General features: G+C 53.0%; 11 protein-coding genes and 2 pseudogenes. 6 read left to right on the plus strand and 7 right to left on the minus strand.

The window, feature by feature from the left end; all coding sequences use genetic code 11:
* The first annotated feature begins 43 nt into the window (after positions 1–43).
* Positions 44–847: a hypothetical protein gene (locus CA13_RS18275; protein WP_419194534.1), complete on the plus strand. Its 804-nt coding sequence runs from the start codon at positions 44–46 to the stop codon at positions 845–847.
* Between the two features lie 76 nt (positions 848–923).
* Here CA13_RS18275 and CA13_RS18280 read toward each other — a convergent pair whose 3' ends face one another.
* The 7 genes and pseudogenes from CA13_RS18280 to CA13_RS18315 all read right to left on the minus strand — a co-directional run bounded on the left by CA13_RS18280 (position 924) and on the right by CA13_RS18315 (position 7,967).
* Positions 924–1,484, minus strand: coding sequence for a sulfotransferase domain-containing protein (locus CA13_RS18280; protein ID WP_146399014.1), 561 nt, complete (start codon positions 1,482–1,484; stop codon positions 924–926).
* 3 nt (positions 1,485–1,487) lie between these two features.
* The gene (locus CA13_RS18285; RefSeq protein WP_146399016.1) at positions 1,488–1,694 is read right to left on the minus strand and encodes a hypothetical protein; all 207 of its coding nucleotides are present in this window, start codon (positions 1,692–1,694) and stop codon (positions 1,488–1,490) included.
* A 109-nt stretch (positions 1,695–1,803) separates the two neighbouring features.
* A pseudogene (locus CA13_RS18290) lies at positions 1,804–3,269 on the minus strand (IS701 family transposase).
* Between the two features lie 296 nt (positions 3,270–3,565).
* The gene (locus tag CA13_RS18300) at positions 3,566–4,081 is read right to left on the minus strand and encodes a hypothetical protein (RefSeq protein WP_146399018.1); all 516 of its coding nucleotides are present in this window, start codon (positions 4,079–4,081) and stop codon (positions 3,566–3,568) included.
* Positions 4,082–4,152: 71 nt separating this feature from the next.
* Positions 4,153–4,380: pseudogene (locus CA13_RS18305) on the minus strand (integrase core domain-containing protein); the annotation flags it as partial.
* Positions 4,381–7,431 (minus strand): MG2 domain-containing protein, encoded by a 3,051-nt coding sequence (locus CA13_RS18310; protein ID WP_146399022.1) that lies wholly within the window; start codon positions 7,429–7,431, stop codon positions 4,381–4,383.
* On the minus strand, positions 7,428–7,967 hold the full coding sequence (locus CA13_RS18315) for an RNA polymerase sigma factor (RefSeq protein WP_146399024.1): 540 nt from the start codon (positions 7,965–7,967) through the stop codon (positions 7,428–7,430). The genes CA13_RS18310 and CA13_RS18315 overlap by 4 nt, the downstream gene beginning before the upstream one ends.
* Before the next feature lie 268 nt (positions 7,968–8,235).
* On the opposite strand from CA13_RS18315, the gene CA13_RS18320 reads away from it, so the two are divergent.
* From CA13_RS18320 to CA13_RS18340, 5 genes are all read left to right on the plus strand, one after another.
* Positions 8,236–8,790 (plus strand): RNA polymerase sigma factor, encoded by a 555-nt coding sequence (locus CA13_RS18320; protein ID WP_419194535.1) that lies wholly within the window; start codon positions 8,236–8,238, stop codon positions 8,788–8,790.
* Positions 8,787–10,148 (plus strand): serine/threonine-protein kinase, encoded by a 1,362-nt coding sequence (locus CA13_RS18325; RefSeq protein ID WP_146399028.1) that lies wholly within the window; start codon positions 8,787–8,789, stop codon positions 10,146–10,148. The genes CA13_RS18320 and CA13_RS18325 overlap by 4 nt, the downstream gene beginning before the upstream one ends.
* 163 nt (positions 10,149–10,311) lie before the next feature.
* A complete protein-coding gene (locus tag CA13_RS18330; protein WP_146399030.1) occupies positions 10,312–11,691 on the plus strand; it encodes an HlyD family secretion protein in 1,380 nt (459 codons plus the stop codon).
* Positions 11,688–13,178 carry a RecQ family ATP-dependent DNA helicase gene (locus CA13_RS18335; protein WP_419194536.1) on the plus strand — a complete coding sequence of 497 codons (1,491 nt, stop codon included), beginning with the start codon at positions 11,688–11,690 and terminating at the stop codon, positions 13,176–13,178. Before CA13_RS18330 ends, CA13_RS18335 begins: the two co-directional genes overlap by 4 nt.
* Complete coding sequence (locus tag CA13_RS18340; protein WP_146399032.1) at positions 13,166–14,989, plus strand: adenylate/guanylate cyclase domain-containing protein; 1,824 nt, start codon at positions 13,166–13,168, stop codon at positions 14,987–14,989. Before CA13_RS18335 ends, CA13_RS18340 begins: the two co-directional genes overlap by 13 nt.
* The last annotated feature ends 33 nt before the right edge of the window (positions 14,990–15,022 follow it).

A 15,022-nucleotide genomic window follows, 5' to 3' on the forward strand; every position in this document is an offset into this window, starting at 1 on the left:
CGAATCATTCTCTTATATACGGTTCTAATTGTAATTGCTCACCATGAATGAAGCCGAACGACCATCCTCGGAGGAACCACCGAGCGCGGAAGAAAACGCGTCGTCCAAACCAGCGCCGCTCTGCACCGAGCGACTCGAATCTCTCATTCTGCGCGACGATCGGATTGTCGAGACCGTTGCCAAGTTGCAGGTGCGCATTCACGAACGATTCCCTAGCAGTGGTCTTGGTCGCCTTTGCGGGCACTTGCACCAAGTGGCTTGCCAAGCGTCGGAGCGTTCGACATGGATAGGTCGGCCGATTCTTTCGATACGATTGGTCGGTCTTCTGTTAACGTTTATGCTGCTAGCGATTCTATTTGGTTTCGGCACAATGGCGATTCGTTTAGAAACCCATGAACTCAGTTGGTTGGAATTCATTCAAACCTTTGAGCCTGCTGTCAACGGGCTTGTCTTTGTCGCCATCGCGATCTATTTCTTGCTCAGTCTAGAGAAGCGAATCAAACGTCGTCGTGCGTTGGCTGCGGTGCATGAGTTGCGTTCGCTTGCGCACATCATTGACATGCATCAATTGACCAAAGACCCCGAGCGAATTTTGAGTAACTGGCAAGCGACGGACAATTCGCCCAAAACCTCGATGACGCCATTCCAATTGGGACGCTATCTGGATTACTGTAGCGAGATGCTGTCACTGATTGGCAAAATCGCCGCTCTCTATGTCGAGCGTTTCGATGACGGCGTGTCCGTGGCTGCGGTAACGGAGATCGAGCAACTCAGCACGAGCCTAAGCCGAAAAATTTGGCAAAAGATTATCATTCTAAAGCAATCACAAAACGAAAAAGCGTTCTAGCGTTGGTCGGGGTCCGTTCTGCGTGAAACGACTTCGCTGCACACAGATCCAATTCGGCCATCGATCGTATGCACATTCACGTCGACACGAAACGCGGTCGTCGATTCAGCAGCGTCGGAAATGCCGGTTGATCGATCCACGACAGCACGTGCATGCTCCAGTTCTGCAAGTACTGTCGCACCATCTTGTCCTTGCCGCCACCGATCGAGTGTCGAGAAAAATTCAGCATGTGAACCGCTTCGTCGATGGAACAGCCCCAATGATCCGCGACGGAATCGACGACACTGAGCGGATTGCGGACGATGTAGATTGCACCGAGTGTTAACTCACGTCGGATCAGCGGGCAGCCATTGCGTTGCACTCGCGCGTTGTGTGTTTTGACCAACACCGGCGGCTGGACCCGCTTGGCCAATGAAATCTGTACCTCCTCGCGCAACTGGTCCACTTCCGCGTCGCTCAAATTATCACGACCGGCCGCCCTTTCGAATTCCTCGCGACGAGAATCCGAGATCGTTGTTTGGAACGCTTCACGAAGAGCGAGCGATTCGCCCAGTGGTTTACGATAGGCTGCAAACATCATCCGCATCCACGTATTTCCCGACTTCGGATACGAAGCCAACCAAACGATTCGTTTCATTCCCTACTTCTCCTCGGCGGGAATTATCTTGATTTCAACGTTTGGAAGGGCTCTCTGGATGTCATCCAAAGAGCGATCGGGTGGAAGATCGCCACTGATGATTAGTCGCTTTAACTTTCCGAGTTTCGAGATCTGCTCAAGCGAAGCATTGATAATCAGCTCATTGTCAATTCCCAATGACTGAAGCTTTGCCAATCCGCTTGCATCCATCGAGTCGCAGTACCCGTAAGGAGGGCAAGACTAACTTCTCAAGACCGGAGCCATTCAGAGGGTTGTATCCTAGTTGGACAGCGCCAGTTTGATGTTATTGGTTATAGTTTCACGCGGATTTTGGCTCGACGCTTTTGATTTGACCGGGGTCGATTCCAAGGTCATGACAGTCAGCGATACGTTTCTTACGATGGCAACGACTTGCTTCCGCGTTACGACGTTGATGGTAGCTGATTCGGAGACGCTCTGCTTCGTACTGCTCATCTCGAAGTCGCTTGGGAAGACCGATGCAGCGGATCACCACATCGGCCGCCCGTCGAACCTGTTCAAGCGTCAGACGCTCAGCGTCGGTGACGACCTCCGTGCGGCACAGACGATGACGAACCCGGGCACAGAACAATTGGCTGACGATCGCCACGATCATGTGACGATGAACGCAGTCCCATCCACGGCATTCAAAGTGATCCCAGCCTAATTCCTCTTTGGCTTCGCGAAAGCACGCTTCCACCTTCCAGCGTCCGAACGCAATTCGCAGCAACTCGCGAACCGTCCATCCATCACGGCCTGGAATTCGATTGCTGATGAAGTACTTTACTTCTCCGGTGCGAACGTTCTTGGCAACGATCAATGTGCATTGCGAGCTGACCAAGCGACCGTCGTGAGTCTTGCGATGGACGATATGCCAGCGAACTTCCCAAATCTCGGGCCCCTTATGCGAGTCCCGTGTGCGGTAACGCTGCGGTGTTTGCGAGGCCAGGCCGGGCGAGTACTTGGCCAAGTTCTGCACTTGGCAAGCCTTCGAGTCGCTGGTGGCCAAGCGAGGGTATTTCTTTTGCCGCCTCTTGGTCTTTTGCCTCGATTTTCGCAGCACTTTTGGCTTCCGCGCCCATGCCCGAAAGTTCGGCGGTACTTCGCCAACGAATGCCTGTTTGCGCTCGTCGAGCCCATCGAGAAACTTCCCGTCACGACCGTAAAGTTCATCAAACGTCCAGGCTTTGACGGTGATGCCATCGGCCATTGCCTGGTCGATCAGCACCAAGGCGATCTGCGGCTTGGTCAGAAACTGGGCCTCGTCAGGGACATGAGTTTTTTTCGGCGCGCGGTGTCGTTGGCCCAGTCTTCGGGCAAGTACGTTCGGGCGGCGATCAGGCACTGGAAAGTCGCTGTGGCAAACGATAGAGCGACGTTGACAACCGCGTTTTCAACTTTGCCGCGATTGCCGTTGTATTGTCGTTTGACTCCGACGGTTTCCTTGCCGGCTTTGGCCGTACCGGTTTCGTCGATCACTCCGATGGCCTGCGGGTCGGCCTGTTCGCGGACGATCACGTTGCGGCATCGCTGGAGTACTTCGTCGTGGTCCCACTTGATGGACTCGAGGAATCGTTGGAGCGTTCGCGGTGCAATGCCTTGTTTCAAAGCAATCGCTTCGACGTTCTTTCGCTGCAGTTCCGAGAGCAGTCCGCGAACATACGCGGCAAACAGCCTTCGGCCTTTGACGCCGTGGAAACAATCGGCAAAGATGGCGAGAAATTGGGCGAGCATCTTTCCGAGCGATGCGATATCCTGTAGTGACATAGAGGCGACCTTCCGTGGTTTCGTCGTGAAACAATTAGCACACGGAGGGTCGTTTCTTTTTGACTCCCAAGTCAAGCGAGATAACTCGCGGCACAGTCACAACTTACGAAATCAGGAAGCCACGAAGTGGCGCTGTCCAGCTAGGTCAAGACAAGTAAGTTCTCGAAATCCATTCAACAATGGCAAATCAAAGTCAGTAAGACCTGAGTTTTGTATTGCTAGGTCCCCTAATCTAAAGCCAAGTCCATGATCCAGGTGTCTTGCTAAACCGTTTGGTACTCGAATCAAACGCAGGTTTAACAGTCGCAATGGATCCAAATCACGATTGGCAAATCCAAAGAAACCCACGCTGGGATAAGAACGTGCCCCGGTACGTTGTATTGCTCAACAAAGGCTTTAGCGCGTTCATCGAGCCGTGATAGAACGCGGTGGACGACGAGATTCAATCGTCTGCCTATTCCAAACTCCTCGTACTCCAAATCCAGTAGCGTATCGAGACAACTTGCCGCGAAACGCCAATCGAGGCTATAAACATTCCGCCCCAAAAACGACACCGTGTCCTCCAATGCTTGGGGGTCGTTTTCAACAATTTTCGCGACGATGTCCTGGACCAAATAATAGCGCGACGCTAGTAGGCCGTCGGGAACATTCTCTAAACCCACCTCGACGGCGAGTTCTTCAAATTTCCCGTCGCTCGACGTTGCCCATCCAACCACCGCCAGTTCCTCTGCATCAACCATGTTGATGTTAAGTGGCAAGACAAACATTAAGATCGGTAGCCATCGCCAAACGGTGAACGTCGATTTTTTCATATCGGATAGGCTCCGTTGGAATGTGTCCTGCTCCCCGAATCTGTACCAACTGCAGTGAGAAAATCTGGGTTTCATCTGGCCGGGCTAGCCCGGCCAGATGAAGCGAAATCTTTGGGGGCCAGGTTGCCCAAAGCGCTGTGGGGTCGATGTTCGTTGTAGTCAACACGCCAAGTGTCGATCTTCTCCTGTGCGTCGTCAAGCGACAAGAACTCATTCTCATTGAAGGATTCAATGAATGCGTTATCCGTTGGTTTCCCGGGGCTACTGAAGTGAAGTGTCACTTCATTAGTGTACGCCCACTAGCGTTGGTCGGGGTCCGTTCTTCGTGAAACGACTTCGCCGCTCGCAGATCCAATGCGCCCATCGATCGTATGCGCGTTCACGTCGACACGAAACGTGGTCGTCGAATCAGGCAACTCGAAATCGATGGTCACTCGGCCATCAGAGTTGGTGATTAAGAGCGGGTGCCAAAATAGTGTTTCGGCAGAATCTGTTTGCGTTTCGTCGTCGCCCGATTGGTAGTGATGAGCATATTCACGCACGGGAAACCGAAGTTCATTCATCAATTGATCGGCAAACGATTCGACATCAAGCCCGCGCGAAGCGAACAATTTTTGCAGTTCTGTCTTGGTCAGCGTTCGCTCGGGTGTCGGTTCCGATGTCGTTCTTAGCAATCGGCTACGAACGCTCTCTAACTCATCGAAATGGCTGGCCTGTAAAAGCAGTTCCGCGACCTCGATTGCTTCGGACGAACCCGCTTGCGATCCCACGTCGGGATTAGCGGCAGCCGATCTTTCCATTGCATCCCTATCAAGCGTCGGTGAATTATCCATCTGGACGGTGGCGTTTTCTGGACTGCCGCACCCGACAGTGGCTAACGATGTCGACGCAACCAACAACCATATCGCGATTTTTTTTTGTGGTCGACGACGTATGCGAATTACCAATGCAACAAGCCAGAGGATGAAAATCGTAGCCAACAGGAATCTCGTTTGGGACGTAAAGGTCCGCCATGCGATGATGACTTGTTCCTGATAAAGCGACCATTCGTGTGAGGGTTCATTCGGACTTTCAAATGACCTTGGTTTTGTCTCCGCATCGCTACCATCGAGCTGGATCAATCGAACCAATTGTTTGCGAAAATCGACGTTCGGTTGGTTGTTGGAACCGCTGACAAAACGTCGCCATCCTTGCGTCCCAAGTAACAAGTCCACCGCAGTGGCCGCTTCGGCGGATTCGTCGAGATAGAAGTTAGCGTATTCAAGGTCTTCCGGTTTCTGCACTTCGCTGGTTAACAAAAAGTGCGTTTGCATGTTCGGGCGTTCGTTTTCACGCAAACGAAGCGACGCATTGTCGACTACCGCCGCGCCCAACACCGCCGGTGTTGGCTCGCCGGTTTCGTCACGTACTTGCAGGGTTATACGCAAAGGCTCGCCCGGCGAAGCGTCAGTTGGTGATGAAGATTCGATTTCGATATGAAGCCGTTTGGATTGTCGGCGGAATACTAATCGTTCGACAAGAGGCTGCGCCGGGACCATCGTTACATCAAAGACGGTCACCCGAACCACGCCTGCGGTGTCGTCACGTATTGGTAGTGAAAGGGAATTCTCTCCAATGCCCAGTCTTACTTGTTTTTCCCCAACCAATTGGCCACGACAGACAGCGCGAATGATCACCCGGCGCTCTGTTTGCGTGCGGATGTTCATTGTGATTGCTTCGTCGATATCGAACACGCCTGACCCTGTATCCAATACGGGAAAGGCTCTCACGACGGCGGGCAACTTTGGTGAATGAGTGATGCCCACCGGAGTGGTGACCACTAGCGAGTACCGTTTTCCTCGCTCGGGCACGAACTCAAAACGTCCCATACCATCACGAATCGTTTCGATGGTGGTGACACGCTCATTCTGATGCGTTTGGATTTCGCCCGCGAAATGAATCGGTTTGCCGAGCGAATCGCGAGCCGAGAAGTAGACTCGATTAAGAAGACCGTCGACGAGATAACCTCCTTCGGGATAGAAGTCGATCTCAATGCGACCTAGTTGGATTGGGATCGTCTTTGTTTTCGCTTCTTGTGTACCACTATCCTCGACCACCACCAACAACTTTCCGGCCGCCCGAGCGATATGCGAAGGTAACGAAAATGCAATTTTGCATGATCCGTTGTTGTTCGTCGTTGTGCGAACGCTGTGAATGACACGATCGTCTAATGTTGCATTGACTCGCACTTTCGCATTTGCAACTGGACCGCCTTCTGCTTTTGTCGCATGAAAATCGGCCTCGACCGTTTCGCCCGGTCCATAACTACGCCGATGAAAATCAAGCTGTGTATTGAACCGCGGAACCCGATACGGTCGCACTTGGAAATCACATCGCTCGTCGGGAAAGAATCCGTCAAGGCTTTTGGCGATCAACGTGTAGGGGCCGCCGGATATGGTCGAGGGAATCGTTAATGCACCATTGCCGACGCCACGGTCGGTAACACCTTCGGTTGCGAGTGTTTGTATCGGAGTTCCGTTGGAACCGAGGATTTCATAGCGAATCGGGACGTCCACTATGGATCGAAAGGATCGACGATCGAGTGTCAACGATCGAAAATAGATTGTTTCCCCGGGGCGATAAACTGGTCGATCGGTCGTCAAATAGGTCAAACACCGCGTCGGTTCCAGCGGGACTTCGATGGTTGCCGATGAGACGTTCGATTTGTCAGAAGTTGCCGTTATCGATAATTTTGCGTTTTCTGGGATTACGATGTCCGATGGTAGAACGATCTTCCCCGTTCCTGATGCATCGGTATCGGTGACACCGGAAAACAAGATCGTCCCTTTGGCGAGCACCGCGAAGGATAACGACGCAGGAGTGACCGAAAAACCGCCGATGGAGGTTCCGACGGTATCGAGCTTTTTCGTGACAATGTTGTACTGGTGATCTGTGCCCGCGGTCATCACAGGAGTGACTTTGGCTTCGATGCGAACGGGCACCATGGGGGTTTCAGGCAGTCGTTTGACGTACAACGATCCCAGTATCAACATTCCGATCGACGCGGCGATTGCGCCGATCAATGTGGGGCCGAACCAGATCGGTTTGGCTTTGATGGTAGAGGGAATCGGAGTCGCCGAGGGAAGTTGCTCCGAAGCGGTCGAAGATGGGATACTAGCGCTACGGGGTATTTGTGCAGCTTCAGCGAGCTTGTCGGCTAGCTTTCGGGTCTCGCTCCACTCGGCAGCGACTTGGGGGTCGGTTGAAATTCGCTGGCGCAGTTTTTGGGCTTCGTCTTGGTCAAGAAGATCGTAATGCAATTCCAGCAACGATTGGCGAAGTTCGTCTTTATTCTGATCGTTCGAGTTCATGAGAGGCCTCCTACAGCTTTGCGGAGGGTACGGATGGCCGTTCGCATTCGGGTTTTGACGGTTCCTAGGGGTAGAGATGTCGCTTCGGCGATTTGTTCGTAAGTAAGCTCGCCGTTTTGCCGAAGCAAAAAGACTTCGCGTTCTTGTTCTCGAAGTTTCATCACTTCGTGTTGGAGCGTAAGGATTTGTTCATCGCGTATCATCCCCGCGTCGGGAGAATCGGTGGTCGATACCATATCAATTGGCTCCGGCAAAGATTGTCGCCGCCGATTCCACGCCGCCTTGCGACAATCGCGGCCGGTATTCAGGGCGATCCGAAAGACCCAGGCACGTAGGTTGGCGACTTGGGCAATTTGTTCTCGGTGTCGCCAACATTTCAGGAAGGTTTCTTGAAGGGCATCGTGGGCATCTTCCTTATTTCCGACTAAATAAAACAGCGTCCCGAGAATTTCCCCATGCGCATCGGCGAACAACGACTCAAGCCGTTGGCGGAGTCGCGTCTCGATGTCAGTGGACGTTTCGGGCCTCGTTTCCATATGTCTAAAGGTAAGACGATTGAGGGAGCGAGTTGGATTTGGGGAATTTCAAACCGTAGCAGAAATCGCTGTGACTTTCGATCCGAGCATGCGTTGTCCCGGAGATTGCCGAAACTCGATGCGAGTTCGTCGAATTTTTTTACTCCGTGCAAGATTATCCCATTTGTGTTCGTGATACTCTATAGCAAAGGATGCTTGCTTCCCAAAGAACTGTGGTTTGCGGATGAGTGTGTTGAATTCCGATCCTGTGACCCGCCCCAGCTTACTCGTGCGATTGCAGAATTCGCGTGACGAGCAAGCGTGGGCTGAATTCGCGGCGGTATATGAACCAGTCATCTATCGAATGACGCTTCGTCGTGGCTTGCAAGACGCTGATGCACGGGAAATTGTCCAAGAAGTTTTGCTATCGGTTACATCGGCAATCGATCGCTTTGACGTCGAAGCCAACGGATCGTTTCGTGGCTGGCTCAGCCGCATCACTCGAAACGCCACCATCGATCGGTTCCGCCAACAAACCGCTCGTGGGGAAACGATCGATGCCAGTGGCGTGGCAAGATTGCTGGACGAGGCGACAGCCAACGAAAAAGTCGCCGACGAGTTTGAACACGATTGCCGCCGGCAACTTTTCCGCTGGGCCGCGGGCGAAGTTCGCAGGCGCACGGGCGAAGTGAATTGGATGGCGTTCTGGAAAACATCGGTTGATGGGTGTGACGTGGCCGATGTGGCACGGGAATTGGACATCGGCGAAGGAGCGGTCTACGTCGCACGATGCCGAATCTTGAAACGAATCCGAGAATTGGTCGACGAGCGACTCAGCGAATGATTGCAAAAACCAACCCCCATTTTGAAAACGAGACGCTACGTCAATTGCTTGACGAATCGCTGCCACGCGAACAAACCGAAGCGGTCGAGAAGCATTTAGGAAACTGCCGGAAATGTCGTGATCGCTTAGAGGAATTGGCGGGCAAAGCCGAGTGTTGGGAAGAAATGGTTAATGTCCTTTCCGAACGAACCGAGCCGATTCCCGTGCAATCCGATCAGCCACTCGATGCATCACTACAGTGGATTCGACCATTGTTGGACGAATCGTGCGAACATGGAATGGGTCTGATAGATGACTACGTGGTGGAAGGAGTGATCGGCCAAGGAGGTATGGGGGTCGTGTTGCGCGGGATCGATCCCGAATTGAATCGGCCGGTTGCCATCAAAGTCTTGTCGCCTCATTTGGCAGGTGTCGGAGCGGCGCGAGCTAGGTTCATGCGTGAGGCACAAGCGGCCGCGGCGATTGTCCATCCCGCGATTGTGCCGATCTATAGCGTTGTCCCGACAGCGCGGTTGCCCTACATCGTGATGCCTTGGATCGCAGGCGGAAATCTACAACAACGGATCGACCGCGATGGTCCACTGTCGCTCGACGAAGTGCTTTGCATTGGACTCCAAATCGCCGAAGGGTTGTCCGCGGCCCATCGCCAGGGTGTGATCCATCGCGACATCAAACCAGCGAATATTTTAATCGAGGAAGGGAACGGTCGCGTTTTGATCAGCGACTTTGGATTGGCCCGAGCACTGGACGACGCGACGTTAACGATGAGTGGCATGATCGCGGGAACGCCACAATATATGAGTCCCGAACAAGCCAAAGGGGAAACGGTCGATGTGCGCAGCGACGTGTTTAGTCTCGGCAGTGTTCTTTACAGGCTCGCCACCGGTCGCCCACCGTTTCGCGCCGAAAGCCCGCTGGCGGTGCTACGCAAAATTTCTGAAACGCGGCCTCGACCGATTAACGCGATCAACGAACAGATGCCAGTGTGGCTTGATGGCCTTGTCTCGCAGTTCATGCAAACCGAGATTGGCAAACGAACCGCCACCGCCGATGCGGCAGCGAGTTTACTTCGGGATGCACTCTCGCATGTGCGGAATCCAACGATGGAATCCTTACCAAGATCATTGCAACGAAATCGAAAGCGAGCTTGGCTGGCGATTGGCAGCGTGTTGTTGATCACGTCTATCGGAATCGGGTTGTCGTGGTTTGCCGAAACGAATAGGGAAAAGGCAATTCGGGCACCGATCTCGAAAGAAGTTTTGAATCCACTTCGAAATGATGCTTGGTACGACACGGAAGCAGTGTCGGAACTACGTTCGATCCAACAAACGTTGAGTGGCCTTGAGGCTTCTCTGTGAGTCTGTTTCTGCGCCTCCGGCCTATGCGATTGCAACTACGAAAGCAGCCTCCAACAGGCTGGGTTGGCGAGCATTCGAAAAATGGTAGGGCTAACCGCCCGGCAGTTTGCTTCGCAGTACTACTACAAATGACTTCATTCTTCTCGAAAACGGAATCCATCCAATGGCAACGCTTCAACTCTCTCACTCAGGTCTCGTTCGAATGGGGCTGCTCGTATTGTCAATCACCGTGTTTTCGAGTGCTCAAGCCGACCCGCCCGAGCCTCTTGAACCATCGAGCCCTGTATACCTTCCGCCGCAGCCTAGCAGCCAATATCCGAACCACCAACTAGACAGAACTGGTTTTAGTTCCATTGCCCTGCCTGGCATGCGGCCGGTTTTTGAAACGCGGTACCAAGACGTAACTCGCGCCGTGCCGGTTACCACCGTGGAAAACGAGACGGGCGAAACAAAAACGACGTACCGAATGGAAACAACGCGAGTTCCGATGCAGACACAACGGTGGGTTCCGATCGGCCCAACGATTTCTGGTCGACACCCATTGGTGAATGCACTCCGTTCGATGAGTAAGGACGACGAGAAGCGAGAGGAAAAAATCACAGAACTACGTCAACAGCTCGAACAAGAGTTTGACCAAATGCACTCTCGGCAAGAAAAGGAGATCAGAGAAACTCGGGAGCGATTGGAGTCACTGACCAAGCGGCACGAGCAGCGAGGCGAGAATCGAGACAAAATCGTTCTGCGGCGTATGAATGAGCTGCTCGGCGAAAGCGACGAATTGGATTGGGATCCAAACTCAATACCGATGCAAACCCGAAACAATGGATTGACTTTCAATGCTTCTGCAAATGAGTTTATCTCTCCGCCTTACCCGAATCAAATCCAGCCTCCGACTCTCCCGGTTGGCCCTGCTGTCCTCAGTCCGCAACCGAACAGTCCGACTCCCTATCTTCGTGAGCGAATTCCCCTTAGCGATCAGACTCGCCCCCAAGCTGAAAGTGATTTTCGCGATCGTCGCAGCGGCTTCTTCAACCAAGACCGAACCAACATCCAAGCACCCGCACTCGGAAAATCCAATTCCGCGAACGAAACGATCTTTTCACTTGCCCGAGATTATGCATCAGCAAAGGCTGAACTGGAGGAAGCCGAGCCCTATTGCAAGGCAACCGAAGAATTGCGAGCCCAAGGCGCGGTACCGCTTTTTGAACTTCAGAAAGCACAATCGCGACTCAAACGAGCTCAGCAGGACATGGTCATCCGCAACATGCAAGTGGATGCTGAAAGCGAAGCACTCCGACGTACCATTGATTTTCATGGGTTGGAGGTGAAGAACGCGCGAGATAAACTTAGCTTGATCCAAACGAGTGGGGACCCAGGAATCAAAAGTCGAATAGAAAGGCTTGATGCCGTAGCGCAATTGGAAAAAGCTGAGAAGGCTCGCGAAACAGCGGTCGCCAATTTTGAACAGTTTGATAAAGTGATGAAAACAGTCGAGGCACCGGTGGAGCAAAACGATAACGAGAAGGCAACCGAAGCGGAATGAAAGCAAGGTTGGTTTCCGCCTCGCGAACCCAACTGATTGATAAACCGAACATGGAAAATCCCGATGATTTGCTGCGTCGTTACTACGGTTATTCGTCGTTCCGGCCGGACCAGCAAGCGGTGATTGAGCACGTCCTCGGTGGGAATCACGCGATGGTCGTCATGCCGACGGGAATGGGAAAGTCCCTTTGTTATCAAATTCCCGCGTTGACGATTCCTAAAGATTCTCGCGATCTTGTGTTGGTCCTCTCGCCGCTGGTTGCTTTGATGCACGATCAAGTGACTGCGCTGAGGGAAAAAGGTATCGAGGCGGCCTATATCAACTCGTCACTCGACCGTCAAAGTCGCGAGCAACGGTATGCCGAAGTTGCCTTGGGGAAGTACCGATTGCTTTACGTCACTCCGGAGCGGTTTCGCAAACCAGAATTTTGTGAGGTCATTGGTAAGCGTCAGATAAAATTGTTGGCGATTGACGAGGCTCATTGTGTAAGCCAGTGGGGGCACGATTTTCGCCCTGACTATTCGCGAGTGGGAGAAATTCGCGATCGGTTAGGCCGTCCGACCACGATCGCGGTGACCGCAACTGCGACGTCCGAGTGCCGAGCCGATATCTACAAACAAATTGGTATCGATCCAGAGCAGATTCGACTTTTCTATCAGGGGATCGATCGACCGAATTTGCGTTTGGATGTCCAGCAGGTTCTTGGCGACAGCGAAAAGTTCGAAGCGATCCAAGCGTGTTTGAACGATCCCGACTACGCCGGTGGCAGCGTGATTGTCTACTTCAGCTTGATCAAGACGCTCACTCGGTTTAGTGATGATTTGATGCGACTTGGAATCGACCACGATTGTTATCATGGCGACTTGGGCAGCCAACGACGGCGTCAGGTACAAGACCGTTTTATGCGAGCCGATGGCGATATTGTCCTGGCCACACCGGCGTTTGGGATGGGAATCGACAAAGAAGATATTCGGATTGTGATTCACGCCGAAACCCCAGGATCGATTGAATCGTACTATCAAGAAGTCGGCCGAGCGGGGCGCGATAATCAACCGAGCCGGTGCCTTTGGCTCTATGATCAACAGGACTTGATGACGCAAATGCAGTTCATCGAATGGGCAAATCCCGATGCCGAATTCTATGGCCGACTATACGACACACTGGTCGAGCACAACGAATCGTGCCGCGCTTTTGGGATGGAATGGCTCAATGACCGGCTTCAACGACTCAGCCGTCATGATCACCGTTTGGCTACTGCGTTATCGATGCTCGATCGGCAAGGGGTCATCGCGGGACCACAGGCGCCAGAGTGTTTTGAAGTGCGAGCGGCGTTACCGGAACATTTTCGAAATGACGAGGCCTTGTCGCAAAAAAAGCGGCGCGACCAACAGCGGTTGTATGCAATGGTACAATTGGCGGGTGAAACGGGAGATCGAAAAGCATTCTTGACCCATTATTTTGAGGGGACACGGCCATGCTTGACCTAATCGCTCAAGGACCACTTTCGACACAGCGTTGGCGTCGGCCGCTGCCAGACCCCACTTCGGGCCGTGAAATCACGCTCGGCCGCGCTGACAGCGATTGGAACGTGCCTTGGGATTTGATGATCTCGCGCAAACATGTTCGGCTCTTATCGCTGCCTGAAAAGCATCTTCAAGTGACCGGAAACGCTGTGGCGCGAAACCCGGTTTTTTATCGCGGTAAGCAATCTCGCCACTTCAAATTGGCAGTTGGCGAACATTTCGTGATCGGAAAAACCACGTTCACGTTCGCCAATCGACCTGGGGCGTCCGATGTTTCACCACAAAGCAGCATTTCATCGAAACGCCAACTCACCGAACATGCGTTTGATCAAGCGATGCTACGCGGTCGCAATTTTCGTGACGCCGCTTCGCGAATTGAAGTGTTGAGCCGGCTACCGGATTTGATCACTAGCAGCGGGACGGATGAGGAGTTGTTGGTGCGGATGACGAACGTGCTGTTGCAATCAACTCCTTCGGCCACCGCCGTTGCGGTTGTAGCCACGGAGTCGGATGACGGTAGGCCGACGAGTGACGTCAGCGTGCTGCATTACGATAGTCGGCGTTTCGATACCAATTCGACCTCGGTCAGTGCCAAGTTGGCTCGAAGTGCAATCGAAAAGCGTGAGAGCGTTTTGCAGATATGGTCCGATCAAGCGGGCGCAGCTTCGGCGTTTACGACCAATGAAGGGGTCGATTGGGCGTTTTGTGTGCCGATGCGTTCGGAAGCGTGCCGAGGATGGGCGATTTACGTCACAGGGCAATTCGCCGCGGACTCAATGGTCGAACCGGCTGAAATGCAGATGGGCGATTCGAAACCGGCCAGTGCACCACGAGAGGTTCCCGAAGGGTTAAAGGATGATTTGAAGTTTGCGGAGCTCGTCGGTTCGATGGTTGCCAATTTACGGCAAAGCCATCGACTTGAACGTCGCCAAGCATCGATGCGCCAATTTTTTGCTCCTCTGGTAATGGATGCGTTGGCTCGTCGGGATCCTGAACAAGTTCTCGCGCCGCGAGAAACTGACTTGACCGTGATGTTTTGTGATCTTCGTGGTTTTTCGAGACGGAGTGAGGAGCATTCTGATTCGTTACTCGAATTGCTTGGCCGCGTCAGCGAATCACTTGGATTGATGACCCGAGCGATTTTGGATAGTGGCGGTGTGATTGGCGATTTCCATGGTGATGCTGCAATGGGATTTTGGGGTTGGCCGCTCGCGCAAAACGATCGTGCGACGCGCGCAGCGGAGGCAGCGATGCAAATCCGTGCAACCCATGCGAAAGCTTCCGCTGGTGGAACCGGCTTCCAACATGGCATTGGCATTGCGACCGGTCGCGCCGTAGCGGGCCAAATTGGAACCGTCGACCAGGTGAAAGTGACGGCGTTTGGCCCAGTAGTCAACTTGGCCAGTCGCTTGGAAGGATTGACCAAATCATTTGGTGTTCATGTGATTATGGACCAAGCCACCGCTAACGCGATTGCGAATTCCGATGCTATTGGTCTTCGAATTCGCCCACTAGCGAACGTTTGTCCGGCGGGTTTCACTCATCCCACCAAGATTTTTGAGCTAGTCACTTCCGAGTTCTCCGAAGAACAACTTTTCCAAACCTACGAAAAAGGTCTCGAAAAATTTACGGCGGGCGAATGGTCTGAAGCCCGCTCGATTCTCGGAGAGCTTGCCGATCGCGACCGCCCCAGTCGAATGATTGTCGAGTACATGGATCGCTATCAGGCTGTTGCTCCGCCAGATTGGTCTGGTGCGATTCCATTTTCGAAGTAGCGTTCTTCACCTCAAAAGGCACGCGCAAATAAA

Source organism: Novipirellula herctigrandis (assembly GCA_007859835.1).
GTDB classification, from domain to species: Bacteria; Planctomycetota; Planctomycetia; order Pirellulales; family Pirellulaceae; genus Novipirellula_A; species Novipirellula_A herctigrandis.

Bases quoted from the DNA above. Each gene is read 5' to 3' on its own strand.
- CA13_RS18275 (WP_419194534.1), top strand. From the start codon at position 44: ATGAATGAAGCCGAACGACCATCCTCGGAGGAACCACCGAGCGCGGAA.
- CA13_RS18280 (WP_146399014.1), bottom strand. From the start codon at position 1,484: ATGAAACGAATCGTTTGGTTGGCTTCGTATCCGAAGTCGGGAAATACG.
- CA13_RS18285 (WP_146399016.1), bottom strand. From the start codon at position 1,694: ATGGATGCAAGCGGATTGGCAAAGCTTCAGTCATTGGGAATTGACAAT.
- CA13_RS18300 (WP_146399018.1), bottom strand. From the start codon at position 4,081: ATGAAAAAATCGACGTTCACCGTTTGGCGATGGCTACCGATCTTAATG.
- CA13_RS18310 (WP_146399022.1), bottom strand. From the start codon at position 7,431: ATGAACTCGAACGATCAGAATAAAGACGAACTTCGCCAATCGTTGCTG.
- CA13_RS18315 (WP_146399024.1), bottom strand. From the start codon at position 7,967: ATGGAAACGAGGCCCGAAACGTCCACTGACATCGAGACGCGACTCCGC.
- CA13_RS18325 (WP_146399028.1), top strand. From the start codon at position 8,787: ATGATTGCAAAAACCAACCCCCATTTTGAAAACGAGACGCTACGTCAA.
- CA13_RS18330 (WP_146399030.1), top strand. From the start codon at position 10,312: ATGGCAACGCTTCAACTCTCTCACTCAGGTCTCGTTCGAATGGGGCTG.
- CA13_RS18335 (WP_419194536.1), top strand. From the start codon at position 11,688: ATGAAAGCAAGGTTGGTTTCCGCCTCGCGAACCCAACTGATTGATAAA.
- CA13_RS18340 (WP_146399032.1), top strand. From the start codon at position 13,166: ATGCTTGACCTAATCGCTCAAGGACCACTTTCGACACAGCGTTGGCGT.